A 19171-nucleotide genomic window follows, 5' to 3' on the forward strand; every position below is an offset into this window, starting at 1 on the left:
ATTATCCGGTCGGTGCGTGCCGGGGCAACGCCACCGCCACGGTCCAGCCCTGACCCGGCTCGGCACCAGCCGCACAGGTCCCGCCGAGCAGCGCCGCCCGCTCCGTCATCCCGACGATGCCGAACCCGCCGGGCGCGGTGGACCGGATCGAGCTGGTGTCGCCGTCGTCACTGACCCGTAGTCGCACCGACGTGGCGTCGGCGACGACGCGTACCTCGACGCGGGTCGCGTGCCGGGCGTGCCGTCGTGCGTTGGTGACCGACTCCTGGGCGAGCCGGAAGACGGCGGTAGCGACCGTCGCCGGGATATCCTGGATGTCGCCGAGCAGCTCGACGTCGACCACCGGGCCGGGCTGTGCCCGACTCGCCAGCTGCGCGACGTCGGCGATGCCCGGGCTGGGCGCCAGATCCACCGGCTCCAACTGGTCGGTCGAGGTGCGGTGACGCAGGCCGTGCACCATCAGGCGCATCTCGGCCAGGGCGCGGGTCGCCTCGGCCTCGATCACCTGCAGCGCGTCGACCGCCGCCTCCGGTCGGGTCGGCGCCACCGCGATACCGGCCTGGGCCCGGATCACCATCGCCGAGACGTGGTGCGCCACGGTGTCGTGCAGGTCACGGGCGAGCCGTTCCCGTTCCCGCAGCTTGGCCTGTTCGAGCCCACGGACCCAGAGCGTCGCGCGGTACCGCAGGGCGACCGCGAGGGCGGCGGCCCCGAACACCACCACGGCCCCGCCGGCCATGTCCGCGGGGCTGAGGTGACCCACGGCACCCGACAGACAGATCTTGGCGAGGATGATCGACGATCCGGCCAGCATCTGCCGGCCGGAGCCCCAGCGGAACAAGGCGAACGCCAGGATCAACAGGTAGGCCCCAGTGTGCAGCTCCGGCTCGTGGCCGGCCAGCAGCGCGGCTACGCCGGTGACGGGAAAGGCGATCGCGACCATCGACAGTGGTCTGCTGCGGCGCCACCACAACGTCGGAACCAGCGCCAGCGCGACGATCAGCGAAAACGTCGGTGACACCAGGTCAGACCGCAGCAGTCCTTCGATGATCGCCATCGCCGCGACGCCGCCGACGAGTGCCCGGTCCCGCCGGCCCCGCGGCGGCGGGTCGGCGACGCGGGGCTCGGCCCACACCGAGCGCAGCAGCTCACCCACGTCACGATCGGACGCAGCACGCCCAGCGGGCGGACCGGCCTGAAGTACGACGACCGGGCCCACCCATCGGCCGGTACGACGCCGGCCCGCACGGCGATGACCGACGCCGCGCCCGCCGCGACGATCGAACCATGTCGGAGTACGTACAGGTCCCGTCCCCGAGCGGCAAGTCCGCTGCCTGGTCCCCCGCAGCAAACTGGCTGATCCCCGTCGCGCTGCTGCTGCTCAGCGCCGTGCCGGTGGTAGCCGGCAGCCTCAGACTGGCCGAGATGGTCGGGGGTCTGCCGGTGCTACCGGATGGCGACCGGGTGCGGTCGGCCCCGGTCGCGCTCGTGGCGCACATCGTCAGCGTCACCGTCTTCAGTGTCCTCGGCGCGTTCCAGTTCGCGCCCCGCCTACGCCGACGTCGCCGGGGCTGGCACCGCATCGCCGGTCGCCTGGTGGTGCTCTGTGGGCTACTCACCGCACTCACCGGCTTGTGGCTGACCCTTTTCCTGCCGCGCGGGGCGGCCGACGGTGACGCGTTGGTCGCCATCCGGGTGGTGGTGAGCGTGGCGATGGCAGCGTGTGTCTGCCTCGGCTTCGTCTCCGTACGGCGACGCGATTTCGCCGCGCACCGGTCGTGGATGATCCGTGGTTACGCGATCGGGATGGGAGCGGGCACGCAGTTCTTCACCCAGATGGCCTGGATCGTCGCGGTCGGCCCCGTCACCACGGTGGGAACGACCAGCACCTTGACGGCCGGCTGGCTGATCAACATCGTGGTGGCGGAGTGGATCATCCTGCGCGGCGCCGCCGGCCCGGGCCGGCAGTCCTGCGGCGGCGCGGACGGAGACGGAGCAGCCGGCGTCACCGGCAGTGCGGCCGGTACGCCGGCTGCCACGTCGGCGGTGCAGCCCGCAGTCGCCCGACGCTGCTGAATCAGGTCGACCACGGCCTGCCGGTTGGCGATCCGGTCGTTGGACAGCGCATCCGGATTGGCCCACTGCTCGGCGATGAAGGTGAGGTTGTTGCGCAGCGCCGCGTCCAGGCCATCACAGTTCTCGCCGGCGTTGCCCAGCCCGGTGCCGACCGCCAGTCCGGTGCCGAGCAGGGCCGCCACCACCACCCCGAGGAGCACCTTGCGCCACCGGCCACCGCTGATGTCCCGCCCGTACATGCACCACTCCTTCGGTTGCCGCTGCCCAGCTGCAGCTACCGATCCGTACGGGTACGGACGACGCGTGGATCTACCCGTTGCCTCAAGTCTTCATTCAGAACCTTCATAGTTCTCTCGGGTGAGCCGGTGAAGCGGTCGGACCGTGTCGACGGCGGAGCCGCCGGATTCTCGGCACGCGCCGCGACGACGCCCTCGGCGGCGGCCCGGTCAGTCGCTGGAACGGGCCGCCGAAGCACGAACCACCAGGCTCTCCAGCAGTTCGCGGCTGGCGGCGGCGACGGCGGCCACCGCGGCGTCGAACGCCGCGGCGTTGTGTGCCGCAGGCGCCCGGAACCCGGAGATCTTGCGAACGTACTGCAGGGCGGCGGCCTCGATGTCGGCGTCGGTCACATCGGTGGCGTACGGCTCACGGAGCGTCTTGATGCTTCGGCACATACGCTCCATCCTGCCCCATCAGCCGGTCCCGAGGGGGTCTGCATCCGGTCGGCCAACCCTCCGACGGGCGGCTGACACCAGCCCGGTGGCCATCTCCGGCCGCGCCGCCCAGTGCAGGTGCAGATACGACGCGTGAACCCCGTTGGCGACGAAACCCTCCGGGGCCGCGCCATGCCAGCCCCAGGCCGGTGCCGCACCGGCGCGCGGGGTCACCTCGGTCCGGTGGAACTCGTGTCCGGTCAGGCGGGCCCCTGCCGGCATCACCGCGCTGTCGGTCAACGCCACCGCGTCCCGGTAGCCGAGCGTCAGCCGGGGTGCCATCCCCGCGTCAGCCGGTAGAACCCCGCACATCGGCGCCCCGTCGAGGGTCCGGCACAGCCACAACAGACCGGCGCACTCGGCGATCACCGGAGCACCAGTGGCCGCCAGTGCCGCGACCTGCTCTCGCAGTCCGACGTTGGCGGCCAGTTCGGCGGCGTACACCTCGGGGAAGCCGCCGCCGACGACCAACCCGGCGGTGCCGGCGGGCAGCCGCTCGTCGCGCACCGGATCGACCTGGTGGACGTCGGCCCCGGCGGCGGCGAGCAGCTCGACGGTCTCCGGGTAGCCGAAGCTGAACGCCGGACCGCCGGCCACCGCCACCACCGGCCGGCCGACGACCGCCTCGGACCGCCCGTCGGGGAACGCATCGGAGCACTGCGCGTCGGCGGTCGCCGCCGGCGCCGACCAGGGGGTCGCCGTCAGTTCCGGGGCGCTGGCCGCCACCGCAGCCACCGCCGCCAGGTCGACCGACGCGGCGACCAGCTCCGCCAGCGAGCCCACCGACGCGGTCGCCGCCGCCACCCGCTCCACCGCCGGTACCAGCCCGAGGTGCCGCGACGGTGTGTCGACCGACCGATGTCGGCGCAGCACGCCGAGCACCGGGGCACCGACCTCCTCGCACGCGTCGCGCAACACCTGCTCGTGCCGATCCGAGCCGACCCGGTTGAGGATCACCCCGGCGATCCGGACCTGCCCGAACGACCGGAAGCCGTGGACCAGAGCGGCGACCGACCGACTCTGCCCGGAGGCGTCGACGACCAGCAACACCGGCGCGGCCAGCAGGGCGGCGACGTGCGCGGTGGAGCCGAAGTCACCGGCGCCGACCCGGCCGTCGTAGAGCCCCATGACGCCCTCGACGACGGCGAGCTGCGCGCCAGCCGCCCCGTGGGCGAACAGCGGGCCGATCAGGTCCTCGCCGACCAGCACCGGGTCCAGGTTGCGGCCGGGCCGACCTGCGGCGAGCGTGTGGTAGCCGGGGTCGATGTAGTCCGGGCCGACCTTGAAGCCGGCGACCCGCACCCCTCGGGCGGCGTACGCGGCGAGCAGCCCGGTCGCGACGGTGGTCTTGCCGTGACCGGAGCCGGCAGCCGCGATCACCACCCGGGGCACCGCTACCACTCGATGCCCTGCTGGCCCTTGCGTCCGGCGTCCATCGGATGCTTGACCTTCGTCATCTCGGTAACCAGATCCGCCAGCTCGACCAGCTCGCTGGCGGCGTCGCGGCCGGTGATCACCACGTGCTGGCTGCCGGGCCGGTCCCGCAGCACCGACACCACCTCGGCGACATCGACCCAGCCCCACTTGATCGGGTAGGTGAATTCGTCCAACACGTAGAAGCGGTACGCCTGCGCCGCGAGGTCACGGCGGATCTGCGCCCAGCCCTCGGCGGCCTCTGCGGCATGGTCGCGCTCGGTGCCGGGACGCTGGATCCAGGACCAGCCCTCCCCCATCTTGTGCCAGGTCACCGGCGCGCCCTTGGCGCAATCGCCGAGGGCGCGCAGCGCGGCCTCCTCGCCGACCTTCCACTTCGGAGACTTGACGAACTGGTAGACGACGACCGGCCAGCCGGCCGACCAGGCACGCAGCGCCATCCCGAAGGCGGCCGTCGATTTGCCCTTGCCTGCCCCGGTGTGTACCGCGAGCACCGGCTGGCGGCGCCGCGCCCGGGTGGTCAGCCCGTCGTCGGGCACATACTCCGGCTTGCCCTGCGGCATCAGGCTGCCCTCCGTACGGTCCGGTCGGGGTCGGCTGACCCGGCGGCCAGTGCCGCCAGCGGAAGCCACTCAGCGGCGAATCCACTGGCGAGCCGACGGCCGAGTCCGAGCCGGACCGGGCCGGACTCGCAGTCGAGCACCACCATGGTGGTGCCGGCGAACAGCGGTGCGAGGGTCACCGGGTCCGGTCCGCTGGTGGCCCGGCCGTCGGTGACCAGCAGGACCAGTGGCCGCCGCCGCGGGTCGCGGCGGCGTTCCGCGTCGATGACGGCGGCCGTGGCGCGCAGACCGGCTGCGATCGGGGTACGCCCCCCGGTGCGCAACTGCGTCAGCTTGGCGACTCCGACCTGGTGGCTGCTGGTCGGTGGCAGCACCACCTCGGCACCGGCACCCCGGAACGTGACCATGCCGATGCGGTCCCGCCGATGGTAGGCGTCACGCAGCAGGGACAGCACAGCGGTCTTGACCACCGCCATCCGCTGCCGGGCGGCCATCGACCCGGAGGCATCGACCACGAACAGGATCAGGTTGGCCTCCTGCCCGACGTAGCGGGCTTCGCGCAGGTCGGCGGAGGTGATGCCACGGGAGCCACGGGCCACGGCGGCGAGCAGGGTCGCCGGCAGATGCACACCGGACAGTCGACCACGCGGGTGGTCGGCGCCGACCACCCGGCCCCGGTCCGCGCGGGCCGCCGACCGCCGGCCGGGGGTGCCGCCCTTGCCGAGGCCGGGCAGCCGCAACCGCTGCGGCCGGTACGCCGGCCCGGCCGCTACCGGCGGCGGACCGCCGGCCTGCGCTCCGCCCGACGGGTCAGCCTCGGAGCCTCCGTCGGTCACGGGTGATCCGGCGCTGTCGGGAGGTCCAACGTCACCGGAAGGACCGGCGTCGTCTCCAGATCCGGCAGCCGGCGACGACACCGGTGCGTCAGCCGGCGACGGGTCCGGTGGGGGCGACGGGTCCGGTGGCGACGGCGGACCAGGGTCGGGGTCGGGGTCGTCGCCGCCCTCGTCGCGCAGCACCTCGTCGAGGCGTTGTTCGTCCGTCCCGGGCGGATCGAGGGGATCCCGACGGCGGCGGTGCGGCAGCGCCAGCCGCGCGGCGTCGCGTACCTCGGCAGCGGTCACGGCGGCGAGTCCACGCCAGGCGGCCAACGCGATGGATGCCCGGGCCATCACGATGTCCGCGCGCAACCCGTCCACCTGGTACGCCAGACAGATCCGGGCAATCCGGTTGATCTCGGCGTCGGGCAAGGTGACCTGCGGCAACGCCGCCCGCGCACTACGTACCCGGTGCGCCAACCGGTCGTCGGCCGCCCGCCAGGTCGCCGCGAACGCCGCCGGGTCGGCCTCGTACGCCAGCCGCCGACGCACCACCTCGGCCCGGTCACTCACCTGCGTCGGCGCGGTCACCGACACGACCAGCCCGAAGCGGTCCAACAGTTGCGGCCGCGGCTCCCCTTCCTCCGGGTTCATCGTGCCGACCAGCAGGAACCGGGCCGCGTGGTTGACCGACACCCCGTCGCGCTCGACGTGCGCCCGCCCCATCGCCGCGGCGTCCAGCAGCAGATCCACCAGATGGTCCGGCAGCAGGTTGACCTCGTCGACGTAGAGCAGACCCCGGTGGGCGGCGGCGAGCAACCCCGGCTCGTACGCCTTGACCCCGGCGCTGAGCACCCGCTGGATGTCCAAGGTGCCGACCACCCGGTCCTCGGTGGCCCCGACCGGCAACTCGACCAGGGTGGCCGGGTGCCGACGTCCGGCCGCCGGCGCGGTGTGCGGCCCGTCTGGGCAGCCCGGATCGGGTGCGGCCGGGTCGCAGGCGAACCGGCAGCCGACCACCTTGTCGACCTCGGGCAGCAGCCCGGCCAGCGCCCGGACGATCGTCGACTTGGCGGTGCCCTTCTCGCCACGGATCAGCACCCCGCCGATGCCGGGATGCACCGCCGCGAGCAGCAGGGCCTGCCGCAGGTCGGGCAGGCCGACCACGGCGGTGAACGGATACGGCCTCATCGGGCGTGCCGACAGCGGTGCATGGTGAATCCCTCCCGCGGGTATCCACGCCCGCGTGCCGGTGAACCTGTGAGCGGCCGGAGTCTCCTGGCTGCCGGATCGTCGCCACGTCCCAGCCTTCCCGCCGCGTCGCGACGGTGGCTGTCTCAAGGGGACGTGCCTCCCCGGTCACAGTGGCGGGACCGCCCCGGATTCGCACCGGGTTCCTCCGCGCACCGCTCGTACCGGCCATGCTCCCCCACCGGCGCCTCGACCGTCAATGTGGCGCCGGTCCCGCTGCTGGTCCCGGCGGTGGCCATTGTCCGGCCCGGTGATTCGGCGGTACGCTGCGGACGCCACGGTGCTCGGGAAGCCGGTGTAATTCCGGCGTGGTCCTCGCCACTGTGACCGGGGAGTGTCCGTTCCACCACGCCACTGGGCCGCCACACGGCGGCTTGGGAAGGCGGGACGATCGCGACGATCCGGGAGCCAGGAGACCGGCCGTGGCACGCACCGCATCGCCACGAGGCATGGACGAGAGGATTCCCTGGCATGTCTGCATCTTCGGTCGGCGGCGACGCCGCCAGCACCACCCCCACCATCCGCGTACCGCTGGCCGGCTGGCTGCTCGCCGCGGTGGCGGCGGTCGTCATCTACCTGGTCGCACAGGACAACGGACTCGTCCTGGCAGGTGCCGCCGAGTTCGTGCACGAGTTCACTCACGACGGCCGGCACGCGCTCGGCGTACCGTGCCACTGAGCACGGCGGCGACGATGCGCACCCTTTCGTTCGGCACCGTGCTGCGCCGTGGCCTGGCGGCCGGGCTGGCCGCCGGGGTGGCCGGCTCGGTGGCGGCCCTGCTGATCGTCGAGCCGCAGATCGAATCGGCGCTGGTCGTCGAGGAGAGCCGGGCGGCCGGCGGGGCCAGCGGGCACAGTCACGACGGCGAGTTGGTCAGCCGCGTCATGCAGGTCTTCGGTGGGCTGGTCGCGACGGTCGCGGTCGCACTGTGCCTGGCGTCGATCGTCGCGGTGGTCTTCGCCTCGACCCGGCACCTGCTGCCCGGCCGCGACGACTTCCGCCGGGCCGGTCTGCTCGCCGGACTCGGCTTCGTCGTGGTGGCGTTGCTGCCGGCGATCCGGTTCCCCGCCAACCCGCCGGGTGTCGGCGACCCGGCAACGGTCAACCAACGGACCGGGCAGTACCTGTCGTTCATCATCGCGGCGGCGGCACTCAGCTGGCTGGCGGTGCTGGTGCACCGTCGGCTGGCCGGTTGGTCCCGGCCGGAGCCGCTGCGGGCGGTGGTCGCGACGGCCGTCGCGATCATCGGGTACGCCCTGCTACTGGCCCTGTGGCCGGCGACGGCCGTCGAGGTGCCGGCGGACATCCCGGCGGTGCTGCTGTGGGAGTTCCGACTGGCCTCACTGGCCCAGCTGGCGACGATGTGGACGGTCCTCGGCGTGGTGTTCGGCCTACTGCTCACCCCGGCGAAGGTCGCCGGTCGACGGCCCGTACTCGCCGACACGGCGTGACCGCCGGCGCCACCGCGCCGGAGCCGGCTCTCGGGCAGACCGCCCGGGTGACGGTGTGCCGGGGCTGCTGCTGCGGCACCGTACGCAAGCATCCCGACATCGACCATGACCGGCAGCTCGCGCTGCTGCGTTCTGCGGTCCCGGTGCAGGTGGCCGACTGTCTGAACGCCTGCGAGCGGTCCAACGTGGTCGTGGTGCAGCCGACACCGCTGGCCCGGCGGCTCGGTGCCCGGCCGGTGTGGTTGGGCGACATCCTCGACGACGCGACCCTGTCAGCGGTCGCCGAGTGGGCCACCGCCGGCGGTCCGGGCCACCGGGCCTTGCCGGGCCGGCTCGGGCCGCACCGGTTTCCCGCGCCGCGCTGGAAGTAGCCTCCGGCCAGCCACAGGGCTGGGCACTTGGGGCCCTCGCGCGCCGCCGGTGCCGAAAATCATCCGGAAGGTGCCGGTCAGGCGAAGTTCACCCCCGGGATCGGTCCGTCCCACTACGACAGCCGCCGAGGAGCTTCGGCTGAGCTTGCGCACAGTGGCGTACCCAATGCGCACCCGGCGCGGAAGCCCGGTTCCAGCTGGCAATCCTGCTCGGCGCGACCGGCACCTCACCGCCGCCGTGGCAAAGCGCCACCGCCCTGAACCACCCGAACGAGGAGGACGCCAAACTCGCCCAGGTCAGCACGACAACTGGGCCCGTCGTGCCCCACACCCCGTGGCTCTACCCGTCATGCGCGACAGCCCACCTGAACAACGTCGACACGGACCCGCACCTCGGGTTGATACTCGCAGGTGCAGCGTCGTCGTGCGCAGGCTACGACGAAGGGTATCGGTTCGGCGTCGTGGGATACCGCGCCGCCGGAGAACCCGTGTACGTACTCAACTCTCATTTGAAGCCGTATCAGCGTGACGGACCGGCGCAGATCCGCGTACGCGTCAGGCCGGCGGTCGCCGGCAGCGCCGTCTGTATCATCAGGACCCTCAGCGAACGGATGGCCAGTTTCCTGATGGTCGTCACCGCTGACGGGGTGATCTCTGCGGAAGAGATCCCGGTAGACGATCCACGCGTGTCCAGGAACGCTCGGCACAGCCTCGAGCAGCCGGAGGGCGGCAGCCCGACCTGCGGCAATTGTGTCAGTATCACGATCTGAACGCCGGGACCGCCCGCCCCCCTCGACGGGAGGCGAACCGGTCCCTTGTCAGCGGCACCGCAGCCGGGTGTCCTTGCCGGCTCACTGGTCCGGCACCGCGTCGGCACCGTAGTAGGAGGTTCGCATGATCTCCTGCATGTCGTCGAGCATCGGCATCCGTGGGTTGGCCGGCGCGCACTGGTCCTCGTACGCGTTCATCGCCTGTTGCGGCAGGCTGGCCAGGAACGACACCTCGTCGACCCCGACGGCCTGGAACGACGGCTCGATGCCGACGGCGTCACGCAGCCGTTCGACGGCTGCGGCGTACGACTCGACGCCCTGCTCGGGGGTGGCCGCCGGCAGGCCGAGCAGCTGGGCAATCTCCTGGAAGCGTTCCGGCGCCCGGTAGTGCTCGTACTTCGGCCAGCCGGACAGCTTGCCCGGCCGGGCCCCGTTGTACCGGATGACATGCGGCATCAGGATCGCGTTGGTCCGGCCGTGGGCGATGTGGAACGACGCCCCGAGGGTGTGCGACATGGCGTGCACGATGCCGAGGAAGGCGTTGCCGAACGCCATCCCGGCGATGGTTCCGGCGTTGTGCATCCTCTCCCGGGCCTCGGGGTCGGCGGCACCGTCGCGCACCGCCCGCTCCAGGTAGGCGAAGATCAACCGGATCGCCTGCAGGGCGAGCCCGTCGGTGTAGTCGTTGGCGTACACCGACACGTACGACTCGGTGGCGTGGGTCAGCGCGTCGAAACCACTGTCGGCGGTGACCACGGCCGGCAGGTCGGCGGCGAGCACCGGGTCGATGATCGCCACGTTCGGGGTGAGCGCGTAGTCGGCCAGCGGATACTTCTTGCCGGTCGCCGTGTCGGTGATCACCGCGAACGGGGTGACCTCGGCACCGGTACCCGACGTGGTCGGGATGCAGACCAGTTTGGCCAGCTCGCCCGGTGCCGGGAAGGTGAACGCCCGCTTGCGGATGTCGAAGAACTTCTCCCGCATGTCGGCGAAGACCACTCCGGGGCGTTCGTAGCGCAGCCACATCACCTTCGCCGCGTCCATCACCGACCCGCCGCCGAGGGCGATGATGGTGTCCGGCCGGAAGTGGCGCATCTGCTCGGCCCCGGCGTCGACAGTACGGATGCTCGGTTCCGGCTCGACGGTGTCGATGATCTGCAGCGCCACCCGTTGCGCCCGGCCCTGCAGCACGGTCAGCACCCGGTCGACGAACCCGAGCCGGGTCATCGTCGCGTCGGTGACCACGGTGACCCGGTGCACGTCCGGCATGTCGGCCAGGTAGCGGATCGCGTGCGGCTCGAAGTAGATCTTCGGCGGGACCTTGAACCACTGCAGGTTGTTGGTCCGCCGCGCCACCCGCTTGATGTTGAGCAGGTTGACGGCGGTCACGTTGTTCGACACCGAGTTGCGGCCGTAGCTGCCACAGCCCAACGTCAGCGACGGCGCGATCGCGTTGTACATGTCGCCGATCGCGCCCTGCGACGCCGGCGCGTTCCAGATGATTCGCACCGCCTTGACTCGCCGGCCAAACTCCTCGGTGAGCGCGGCGTCGCTGGTATGGATGACCGCGCTGTGGCCGAGCCCGTGGAACTCGACCATCTGCTCGGCGTACCGGATGCCGGCGGCGGTGTCGTCGGCCCGCAGCACCGCCAGCACCGGACAAAGCTTCTCCCTGGTCAGTGGCTCGGCCGGGCCGACCTCGTCGACTTCGACCAGGATGATCGACGTGTCGGCGGGCACGGTGAAGCCGGCCTGCGCGGCGATCCATGCCGGCGACTGGCCGACGACCGCCGGGTTTAGCTTGGCCTGGGCACAGCCCGCCGACCCGGCGACGGCGCCGAACAACAACTGCTCCAGCTGCTGCTTCTGCTGCACGGTGGCCCGGTGCGCGTGCAGCTTTGCGAACTCGGCCAGCGCGGGGGCGTAGATCGCGTCGTCGATGACGACCGCCTGTTCGGAGGCACACACCATGCCGTTGTCGAACGCCTTCGACAGCACGACGTCGTTGACGGCGCGCGGCAGGTTGGCGGTCCGCTCCAGGTAGACGGGGACATTGCCGGCACCGACCCCGAGCGCCGGCTTACCGGCCGAGTACGCCGCCCGGACCATTCCGTTGCCGCCGGTGGCGAGGATCAACGCAACGCCGTCGTGGCGCATCAGCGCGCCGGTGGCCTCGAGCGACGGGTGCTCGATCCACTGGATGCAGTGCCCGGGAGCACCAGCGGCGACCGCCGCGTCCCGTACCACCCGGGCGGCTTCGGCGCTGCATCGCTGCGCGGCCGGGTGGAAGGCGAAAATGATCGGGTTGCGGGTCTTCAGCGCCAGCAGCGCCTTGAAGATGGTGGTCGAGGTGGGGTTGGTGACCGGCGTGATGCCGCAGATGACCCCGACCGGCTCGGCGATCTCGACGATGCCACTGATGTCGTCCCGGCCGACCACGCCGACCGTCTTCAACGTGGCCATGCTGTGGGTCACGTGCTCGCAGGCGAAGATGTTCTTCACCGCTTTGTCCTCGAAGACGCCACGGCCGGTCTCCTGCACCGCCAACCGGGCCAGGTCGCTGTGCCGTCCGAGGGCGGCGACCGAAGCCTTGCCGACGATGGTGTCGACCCGATCCTGGTCGAACTCGGCGTAGTCGTCGAGCGCCTTGGCAGCGGCGGACACGAGATCGTCGATCGCGACCTGCGGCTCGGTCGGCTCGGTCGGCTGAGTCGACGCGGTCGCATTCAGGGGCACCTGGACGGCTGCGGTCATGCGGATCACCTCGTTCGGTCGGCACCGGTGGCACCCTGCCACCGGTGCTCGACCTCATCGTCTCCGCAGACGGTGATCGATCGCTGCCGCCGGACGACCTCGATCAGCGGGACCTTGGTCCCCACCGACCACGCGCAACCCGTGCCGACCGGTCAGCCCTGATTGCGCGCAGCGAGTTCCCGGGCCTTCGCCGGCCAGTTCGGCAGGCTGGCGGTGGCCCGCATCCCGGCGGAGCGCACCGCCGCACGCAGGTCCGCTTCGTCGGTCGCGCCCAGCTGCTCATACGTGCTGATGCCGACGGACTGCAGCGCTGCGGCCATCTTCGGCCCGATGCCTTCGATGCGCCGGAAGTCGTCCACCCGGCCAGGTCCCGCCTGCGCGGGAACCGAGGCGACCGGCTCCGGCTCCGGCACGGCCTGCGACGGGACAACCGGGTCAGCCAGTGCTGGTGTGGAATCCGCCGGCACGTCGGCGACGACCAGCGCAGGCTCGACGACCGGCGCACTGTCGGGCACTGGCGCGGGCTCGACCACTGGCGCGGGCGGGACGACTGGGGTGGGCTCAACGACCGGCGCAGGCTCGACGATCGGCACGCTGTCGGCGACCGGCGCCGGCTCGGCGGGCGCAGCGGCGACCGGCTCGGCGGGTCGGTCAACGGACTCCACTGCAGAGGAATCGTCGGACGGCTCAGGGACGACCGGGTCGGCCTGCGACTGAGTCGTGGCCGCCGGCTCCTCGGCAACCGTCGCCGGCTCCTTCGCCGGGGTCTCGGTGACGCGGGTCGCGCCGGAGCGGCGGCTCATCACGAGCCAACCGGCCACGGCACCGAGCAGCAGCACCACCAGCAGAATCAGAATGTTTCCGAGGGACCAGTCCACGGCAAACCTCCAGGACAAAATGTCAGAATTGCGAAAGGGTCTCGTTGTGGCCATGCCGCTGTCAACCTACGGGCAGCGGCCGGGCGTCGCGATGGCAGGGAGGCCCGCTACTCTTCGCCAACTGGTTCGAGACGGTGTGTGCCGCCGAAGAACGGTGACCGGACACCTGCCGGCGGCAGGACGGAGTCTTCGACCTCACCGGACCTGCCGCGCCCGGTCACCGCGCGTACCAGGGTCGCCCGATCCCAGCCGCGCGCCGCCCGCAGCGGCAACTGCGTCGTCCCCGTCGCGAGCGCGACCACCAGGTCCGCCGCCGGCGCGGTCGACCACGGTGTGACGCCGAGCCCGTCCGCCAGGTCGACACCGTGCACGGCCAGCTCCACCACCCGGGTCGCCTGGAAGTCCGCCAGCCGCATCAGGTCGCCGTGGCGGGTGAGCACCACCGTGTCCGGTGGCTGCGTGGCCACCCGCGCGGCCACGGCGTCCGTCGTGTCCGCCAACTCGTCGACGATGTCGGCCGGCGTCCGGGCGGCAGCCCACCGCTGAGCGTCGGCCACCCGCGCGCCGTTCACCTCAGCGCGGAACCGCGCATCCGGCGTGTAGTAGCCGACGGCCCCGACCAGATCGCCGCCGCGATCGGCGGCGGCACCGCGATGGTCCAGCATTTCGCTGGTACGGGCGAGCGCGATCACCGTGTGTGCCAGCAGTTCGCGGACCGTCCACGGTTCGCAGCGGGTCGACCGATCGAACGCTGCGGGCGCGACGGCGCGCAGAGCGGCGACGGCGGCTCGACTTTCAGCAACGTATGCGGCCGCCACCTCGTCCGGCCGCCAGATCCGCTCGACGACAGTGAACCTCTCGGCAACTACGTCGGTCTGGTCGTCGACGACGACGGCGGCGGCACCGCCGAGGGCGGCACGCATCGGCGCCGACTGCCAGAACGCGGCGTGCGCACGCCGCCACTGGGCGACGTCGGCGAACCCTTCACCTTCGTCGACGGCGTGGGCCAGATCCACCTGGGCAAGCGGGATCACCCGTACCTCGGTGGTTTCCAGCACCGCGCACGGCCGGTCCGCCGAATCCACCAGCACCGACCGTTCACCGGGTCGCGGCAGTGGCTCGTTTCCGTACTCGTACTCGCGCAGCAACCCGGTCGTCGAAGTCTTCTCGCCGGTGAGGATCGCCGCGACCAGCCGGTCGCGCAACGGACCTGGGAAGGCGAACTGGGCCTTGGGCAGCTCGGGCATCGTGGCTCCTCGGGTCGGTGCGAGTACGACCGTACCGACGATCGGGTCTGGTCCGCGCCTTCGCCCGGCACCGCGCGCGACCGGTCGGCATGGCAATTCGGGTGACGCACCTGGCCCGGTACGTCACGATGAGCCGGTGACCCCGTCAGATCAACATGCGGTGACGCTGCTCCCGATGACCCAGGCCGAGTTCGACGTACGGATGCCCGTGCTGGTGGAGCGGTACGCCGAAAGCCTGGTGCGGTCCGGGCGGACCAGCGCCGCCCTGGCCTTGGACGAGTCCGGCCGCCAGCACACGAATCTGCTGCCGGCCGGGCTGGCCACCGATCGGATGCTGTTCCTGGCCGCGCGGCCGACGGATGCCGCCGACGCACCAGCGGTCGGCTGGATCTGGATCGGCCTACCCGACCCGGCCGAGCCGGACCTGCCGGCCTGGATCTACAACATCGAGGTCGATGCGGACCAACGCGGCAACGGGTACGGCCGCGCGATCCTGACCGCCGTCGAGCCGCTACTCGCCGCCCGTGGGGTGCTCCGGCTCGGGCTCAACGTCTTCGCGGACAATCCGGTGGCCCGCCGGCTGTACGAGTCGACCGGGTTCGCCGTCACCGCCCAGCAGATGGTCAAGCCGATCGGCTTCGCCGCCGCGCCGGACCGCGACGCGTGATCGCGGCGGCAGACGCCAGCGACGACCCGCCGCCCGGTTCCGCAGTCGGTTCGGCGGTCGCCCGCGCGGCGCCCATCGTCGACGTCGGGAGCTGGTCCGGCTCCGGGCAGTGATGCTCACCCGGGCTGGTCGACTGGTTCCGCCAGCGCGGGATCGTCGCGGTGGACTACAGACCTCGGCCGACGGCCGGCCCCTCTACCGCCAGCTTGGTTGTCACTCCGACGGCCACGACCGCGCGACGGCCGCGCCTGGGGCCCGCCGCGCCCGAACCGCCAGGTGCCCCCGCGAGACCGGGCCCATCAAGATCGATGTGAGCACTTGATACCCTAAACGGCGAGGTTGGGTATCTGGCGCTCACATTGATCTTGACGCCGCCTCACCGGCGGCCAGGTGAGGCGGCATCGTGATCCGCAGGCTGAGCGCACCGTGCAGGTCGAGCCAGACGTCGTGCGGTCCGCGTACCAGCCGCAACAGCACGCCGGTGCAGTGCGGGCAGCGGGCGACCAGGCCGGGTGCGGCCGGGTAGACCATCAGGGCGGCGAGCGGGCCGGCCTCGCCGCAGCTCGCGCAGCGGCCGACAGCGGCGGTGACGTCGACCGCGAAGATCTCGCCGAGCGGCCCGGCGAGGGCGTTGCCGTCCAGGTGCTGCTCGTCGGGCAGCACCGAGGTCGCTTGCTGTTCGGCCATGTCAACCTCCGGTTGGTCCGAACCGTTCGGTGCGGACGCGGCGTGGGTCGTGCCCGAGGGCGATCAGGATGTCGGCGACCGTCTCGACGAAGCCGGTCGGCCCGCAGACGAAGCAGGCCGGTTCGAGCATGGCCGGCCAGCCGTCGGTGTTGACCCGGGACACCCCGATCCGGCCGACCTGGCCGGGCCAGCTCTCGGGCGCCTGCCGGGTGTAGACGTAGCTGACGTCGAGTCCGGCGTCGTCACGGGCCCGGCTGCGCAGCTCGTCGGCGTAGTAGACGTCGGCCGGCGTACGCACCGAGTAGATCAGCCGGAACGGCACCCGGCTGGCGGCGGCGCGGCGAGTCCGGATCATCGCGATCAGCGGGACGATCCCCGATCCGCCAGCGACCAGCAGCACCGGGTCGGTGGTCTCCGGCCGCCAGACGAACCAGCCGCCGACCGGTCCGCGGATCTCCACCGGGTCACCGACGGCGTACGGCCCGGCGAGGTAGCCGGAGACCTCACCGTCGGGGACCCGCTGCACGGTCAGCTCGACCCGGTCGCCGTCCGGGGCGTTGGCGATCGAGTAACTGCGCTGGGCCTGGTAGCCGTCGGGGGCGGTGAGCCGCACGTCGACGTGCTGTCCGGGCAGGTGTCCGGGCCAGTCCGCGACATCGAGGATCAGCGTACGCGCGGTGGGTGTCTCGTCGCGCACGCCGGCGAGCCGGGCCACCCGCCAGCTCAGTCGCCCTGGTACCGCTGCTCGCGCCATGGGTCCCCGTAGTCGTGGTAGCCGGCGGTCTCCCAGAAGCCGGGCTCGTCGTCGGTGAGCAACCGGAGGCCGTTGACCCATTTCGCCGACTTCCAGAAGTACAGGTGCGGCACCAACAGCCGGGCCGGGCCGCCGTGTTCCGGGGCCAGGTCGGCGTCGTCGTACCGGTAGGCGATCCAGGCCTGGCCGTCGAACAGGTCCGCCAGCGGCAGGTTGGTGGTGTAGCCGCCATACGAGTGGGCGAGGGCGTAGTCGGCGGTGGTCTCGACGTCGGCCAGCAACGTGTCGAGGGAGACGCCGTGCCAGCGGGTGCCGAGCTTGGACCATTGGGTCACGCAGTGGATGTCGACGGTGACGTCCTCACTCGGCAGGTCGAGCAGTTCCGGCCAGCTCCACCGCTGCTCACCGCCGTCCTCGGCGGTGACGACGAACTCCCAGCCGGCGAGGTCGATGCGTGGGGTGGGCCCGGCTGACAGCACCGGGAAGTCCTCGGTCAGGTACTGGCCCGGCGGCAGGGTGGCCGCGCCGGGAGAACGTGGACGGCCCGTGAACCCGGGCGACACGATACCCATCGGACAGTGGTACCACTGGTGGGGGCGGGTGCGCCAGCGGTCGGCCGGGAATGCACCCGTCAGAGGTCGAACAGGTCCCGCATGGCTTCTTCCAGGCGCACCATGCTGGCGCCGGTGACCATGCCGACGCGTTCCGCGCCGGAATTGCCGGAGATGCGGCGCATCCGGTTGACCACGACGACGCCGGACAGTGGGTCGGTCTCGGCCAGCGGCACCGCGAACGGCGGCAGGGTCGTCGCGCCCCGCTGGCGGACGATCGGCGCACAGTACGGCGCCGCCCGGGGCCGTTCGTTGTGCGTGTCGCCGGAGAGCACCACCACCCGGTAGCGCAGGTCCGAACGGTCGCCGACGGTCCAGATCTCGCCGCGGTTCACGCCGCGTCAGACAGGTCGGACCAGCCGGACTCCAGGGTGTCCGCGAGCCGGTCGAAGCCGTCGAGTTCGTCGCGGACCTCCGGGTTGGCGGCCAGCCACTCCTCGTGTGCCCGGGCGGAATCGCGCCGGGCCTCCCGGCGGGCGGCGCGGTCCATCCAGTCGGAGAGGGTCATTCCTTCCCGCTCGGCAGCGGCGCGCGCCCGGGCCAAGGTCTCCGGACTCAGGCGCAGCGTGACCATGTCTGCCATGTCGCGATGGTACGACCATCGCGCCCGGTACGCCGCCCCGGGCTGCCACTGGCGCGGCCCGGACATGTCCGTGTCGGTCTCGTCGACCGGTGTTCCAGCGGAGTGATCATGCTCGCGGCGGAGCCTGGTTGTAACGTTCAAGGACAACCATTGACGTGGATGTAACAGCCTCCTAGCCTACGTTGAAAAGCCCGTTCCTGTGGTCTGCGTCACTCATCTATGCCACTACTCGTCACCCGGGATCCGGAGGCTCAGCATGGAAAGTTTGAAACGATTCAAGACAATCGTTGCCACCTCGGCCGCACTTGCGTTGATCGCCACGGGAGCGGCGGCGTGCGGGGACGACGGCGGGTCGGATCCGGTGGCCCTGCGCTACTCCTGGTGGGGCAACGCCGACCGGGCCGACCTCATGCAGCAGGCGATCGATCTGTTCGAGGACCAGAACCCGGACATCGCCGTGACACCCAGCTTCCAGGAGTACGAGGCGTACTGGCAGAAGCTGACCACCGAGACCGCCGGTGGCAACATGCCGGACGTACTCCAGATGGACTTCTCCTACCTGCGCGAGTACGCCGACCGCGGCGTCCTGTACGACCTGGACGAACAGACCGGCGACGCGCTCGTACTCGATGATCTGCTCACCGGGTTCGACGGCGTGGGCGAGGTCGACGACGCGCGCTACGCGGTGCCGATCGGCGGCAACACCTGGAGCATGTTCTACAACCCGGCGCTGTTCGCCCAGGCCGACGTGCCCGCCCCGCAGGTCGGCTGGACCTGGGCCGACTACCACGCCGCGATGGCCGCCATCAAGTCCGCCACCGGCGTCTACGGCGGCGGCAACTACACCGGCGTGATCTACAACCTGGAAGCGCAGCTCCGCCAGGAGGGTGGCGCGCTGTTCACCGAGGACGGCCAACTCGGCTTCGACGAGGAGCGGCTGGCGCGGTTCTGGCAGCAGGGGCAGGAGCTGATCGCCCAGGATGTCGTCCTGCCGGTGGAGACTGCGGTCCAGATCAAGCCGGCCTCGCTGTGGGTGGACGACCTGGCCGCGTCCGACCTCAGCTGGGACAACTTCCTGGTCCGCTACGCGGGCGAGACCGACACCGAGATCCGCCTCGGCCCGTTGCCGAGCGACGAGCCGGGGCGACTCGGCCAGTACCTCAAGCCGGCGATGCTGCTGAGCGCGTCGGCGCGGACCGAGCATCCCGAAGCCGCCGCCAAGCTGATCTCCTTCATGATCAACGATCCGGAGGTGGGCCGGATCTTCGGCGGCAACCGTGGTCTGCCGGCCACCAACGCCCAGCGCGAGGCAGCCGAACTCGCCGGGCCGCTCGCCGACGTCGCCGCCTACGAGGAGACGATCGCCGACCAGTTGACCCAGGCACCGCCCGCCCCGCCGCGCGGTGCCGGCGGCATCGAGGCCGCGTTCATCCGGATCAGCGAGGAACTGCACTACGGCCGGATCAGCGTGCAGCAGGCCGTTGGCCAGTTCTTCACCGAAGCCGAGGACATCCTCCAGTCCTGACCGGCGAGGAGATCCACC

Annotated in this window: 20 protein-coding genes, 1 pseudogene and 2 riboswitches; of the genes and pseudogenes, 7 read left to right on the forward strand and 14 right to left on the reverse strand. The window is 71.6% G+C overall.

Annotation, left to right across the window (positions count from 1 at the left end; all coding sequences use genetic code 11):
• Nucleotide 1 precedes the first annotated feature (1 nt).
• Nucleotides 2-1156, reverse strand: a complete 1155-nt coding sequence (locus ACFHVL_RS08905; protein WP_416626881.1) for a sensor histidine kinase — start codon at nucleotides 1154-1156, stop codon at nucleotides 2-4.
• Nucleotides 1157-1287: 131 nt separating this feature from the next.
• Between ACFHVL_RS08905 and ACFHVL_RS08910 the strand changes: the two genes are divergently transcribed.
• Nucleotides 1288-2076 (forward strand): DUF2306 domain-containing protein, encoded by a 789-nt coding sequence (locus tag ACFHVL_RS08910; RefSeq protein ID WP_416626883.1) that lies wholly within the window; start codon nucleotides 1288-1290, stop codon nucleotides 2074-2076.
• A gap of 446 nt (nucleotides 2077-2522) precedes the next feature.
• Here ACFHVL_RS08910 and ACFHVL_RS08915 read toward each other — a convergent pair whose 3' ends face one another.
• Genes ACFHVL_RS08915 through ACFHVL_RS08930 form a run of 4 tightly spaced genes read right to left on the reverse strand, consistent with a single transcriptional unit; the run spans nucleotide 2523 to nucleotide 6795 of the window.
• Nucleotides 2523-2750, reverse strand: coding sequence for a DUF2277 family protein (locus ACFHVL_RS08915; protein WP_416626885.1), 228 nt, complete (start codon nucleotides 2748-2750; stop codon nucleotides 2523-2525).
• 18 nt (nucleotides 2751-2768) lie between these two features.
• Complete coding sequence (locus ACFHVL_RS08920) at nucleotides 2769-4190, reverse strand: cobyrinate a,c-diamide synthase (protein WP_416626887.1); 1422 nt, start codon at nucleotides 4188-4190, stop codon at nucleotides 2769-2771.
• Complete coding sequence (gene cobO / locus ACFHVL_RS08925; protein ID WP_416626889.1) at nucleotides 4184-4786, reverse strand: cob(I)yrinic acid a,c-diamide adenosyltransferase; 603 nt, start codon at nucleotides 4784-4786, stop codon at nucleotides 4184-4186. The genes ACFHVL_RS08920 and cobO overlap by 7 nt, the downstream gene beginning before the upstream one ends.
• Nucleotides 4786-6795, reverse strand: a complete 2010-nt coding sequence (locus ACFHVL_RS08930; protein WP_416626891.1) for a VWA domain-containing protein — start codon at nucleotides 6793-6795, stop codon at nucleotides 4786-4788. Before ACFHVL_RS08930 ends, cobO begins: the two co-directional genes overlap by 1 nt.
• A gap of 80 nt (nucleotides 6796-6875) precedes the next feature.
• Nucleotides 6876-7004: riboswitch (cobalamin riboswitch) on the reverse strand.
• 112 nt (nucleotides 7005-7116) lie between these two features.
• Nucleotides 7117-7295: riboswitch (cobalamin riboswitch) on the forward strand.
• A gap of 31 nt (nucleotides 7296-7326) precedes the next feature.
• Here ACFHVL_RS08930 and ACFHVL_RS08935 point away from each other — a divergent pair.
• The 4 genes from ACFHVL_RS08935 (at nucleotide 7327) to ACFHVL_RS08950 (ending at nucleotide 9447) form a co-directional block, all read left to right on the forward strand.
• Nucleotides 7327-7533, forward strand: coding sequence for a CbtB domain-containing protein (locus ACFHVL_RS08935; protein ID WP_416626892.1), 207 nt, complete (start codon nucleotides 7327-7329; stop codon nucleotides 7531-7533).
• A gap of 14 nt (nucleotides 7534-7547) precedes the next feature.
• Nucleotides 7548-8306 (forward strand): CbtA family protein, encoded by a 759-nt coding sequence (locus tag ACFHVL_RS08940; RefSeq protein WP_416626894.1) that lies wholly within the window; start codon nucleotides 7548-7550, stop codon nucleotides 8304-8306.
• Nucleotides 8307-8353: 47 nt separating this feature from the next.
• Nucleotides 8354-8677, forward strand: coding sequence for a hypothetical protein (locus tag ACFHVL_RS08945; RefSeq protein WP_416626968.1), 324 nt, complete (start codon nucleotides 8354-8356; stop codon nucleotides 8675-8677).
• Nucleotides 8678-9165: 488 nt separating this feature from the next.
• Entirely contained in the window at nucleotides 9166-9447 is a 282-nt protein-coding gene (locus ACFHVL_RS08950; protein ID WP_416626895.1) for a hypothetical protein, read from the forward strand.
• Nucleotides 9448-9528: 81 nt separating this feature from the next.
• Here ACFHVL_RS08950 and adhE read toward each other — a convergent pair whose 3' ends face one another.
• The 4 genes and pseudogenes from adhE to ACFHVL_RS08970 form a co-directional block, all read right to left on the reverse strand.
• Entirely contained in the window at nucleotides 9529-12201 is a 2673-nt protein-coding gene (gene adhE, locus ACFHVL_RS08955; protein ID WP_416626897.1) for a bifunctional acetaldehyde-CoA/alcohol dehydrogenase, read from the reverse strand.
• Nucleotides 12202-12353: 152 nt separating this feature from the next.
• Nucleotides 12354-13079, reverse strand: a complete 726-nt coding sequence (locus tag ACFHVL_RS08960) for a hypothetical protein (RefSeq protein WP_416626899.1) — start codon at nucleotides 13077-13079, stop codon at nucleotides 12354-12356.
• Nucleotides 13080-13186: 107 nt separating this feature from the next.
• Entirely contained in the window at nucleotides 13187-13897 is a 711-nt protein-coding gene (locus tag ACFHVL_RS08965; RefSeq protein ID WP_416626969.1) for a maleylpyruvate isomerase N-terminal domain-containing protein, read from the reverse strand.
• 24 nt (nucleotides 13898-13921) lie between these two features.
• A pseudogene (locus tag ACFHVL_RS08970) lies at nucleotides 13922-14326 on the reverse strand (ASCH domain-containing protein); the annotation flags it as partial.
• Nucleotides 14327-14462: 136 nt separating this feature from the next.
• On the opposite strand from ACFHVL_RS08970, the gene ACFHVL_RS08975 reads away from it, so the two are divergent.
• Nucleotides 14463-14993 (forward strand): GNAT family N-acetyltransferase, encoded by a 531-nt coding sequence (locus ACFHVL_RS08975; RefSeq protein WP_416626901.1) that lies wholly within the window; start codon nucleotides 14463-14465, stop codon nucleotides 14991-14993.
• A 354-nt stretch (nucleotides 14994-15347) separates the two neighbouring features.
• Here the strand turns inward: ACFHVL_RS08975 and ACFHVL_RS08980 are convergent, their stop codons facing one another.
• Genes ACFHVL_RS08980 through ACFHVL_RS09000 form a run of 5 tightly spaced genes read right to left on the reverse strand, consistent with a single transcriptional unit; the run spans nucleotide 15348 to nucleotide 17628 of the window.
• Nucleotides 15348-15653: a DUF6510 family protein gene (locus ACFHVL_RS08980; protein ID WP_416626970.1), complete on the reverse strand. Its 306-nt coding sequence runs from the start codon at nucleotides 15651-15653 to the stop codon at nucleotides 15348-15350.
• A 28-nt stretch (nucleotides 15654-15681) separates the two neighbouring features.
• A complete protein-coding gene (locus ACFHVL_RS08985; RefSeq protein WP_416626902.1) occupies nucleotides 15682-16434 on the reverse strand; it encodes a ferredoxin reductase in 753 nt (250 codons plus the stop codon).
• Complete coding sequence (locus ACFHVL_RS08990) at nucleotides 16404-17006, reverse strand: sulfite oxidase-like oxidoreductase (RefSeq protein WP_416626904.1); 603 nt, start codon at nucleotides 17004-17006, stop codon at nucleotides 16404-16406. Before ACFHVL_RS08990 ends, ACFHVL_RS08985 begins: the two co-directional genes overlap by 31 nt.
• 59 nt (nucleotides 17007-17065) lie before the next feature.
• Nucleotides 17066-17380 carry a type II toxin-antitoxin system PemK/MazF family toxin gene (locus tag ACFHVL_RS08995; protein WP_326553802.1) on the reverse strand — a complete coding sequence of 105 codons (315 nt, stop codon included), beginning with the start codon at nucleotides 17378-17380 and terminating at the stop codon, nucleotides 17066-17068.
• Nucleotides 17377-17628 (reverse strand): YlcI/YnfO family protein, encoded by a 252-nt coding sequence (locus ACFHVL_RS09000; protein ID WP_326553803.1) that lies wholly within the window; start codon nucleotides 17626-17628, stop codon nucleotides 17377-17379. The genes ACFHVL_RS08995 and ACFHVL_RS09000 overlap by 4 nt, the downstream gene beginning before the upstream one ends.
• A gap of 265 nt (nucleotides 17629-17893) precedes the next feature.
• Between ACFHVL_RS09000 and ACFHVL_RS09005 the strand changes: the two genes are divergently transcribed.
• Complete coding sequence (locus tag ACFHVL_RS09005) at nucleotides 17894-19153, forward strand: ABC transporter substrate-binding protein (protein ID WP_416626907.1); 1260 nt, start codon at nucleotides 17894-17896, stop codon at nucleotides 19151-19153.
• The last annotated feature ends 18 nt before the right edge of the window (nucleotides 19154-19171 follow it).

Origin of the sequence: Micromonospora sp. LOL_023 (genome assembly GCF_048060115.1) — a bacterium.
GTDB lineage: Bacteria > Actinomycetota > Actinomycetes > Mycobacteriales > Micromonosporaceae > Micromonospora_E.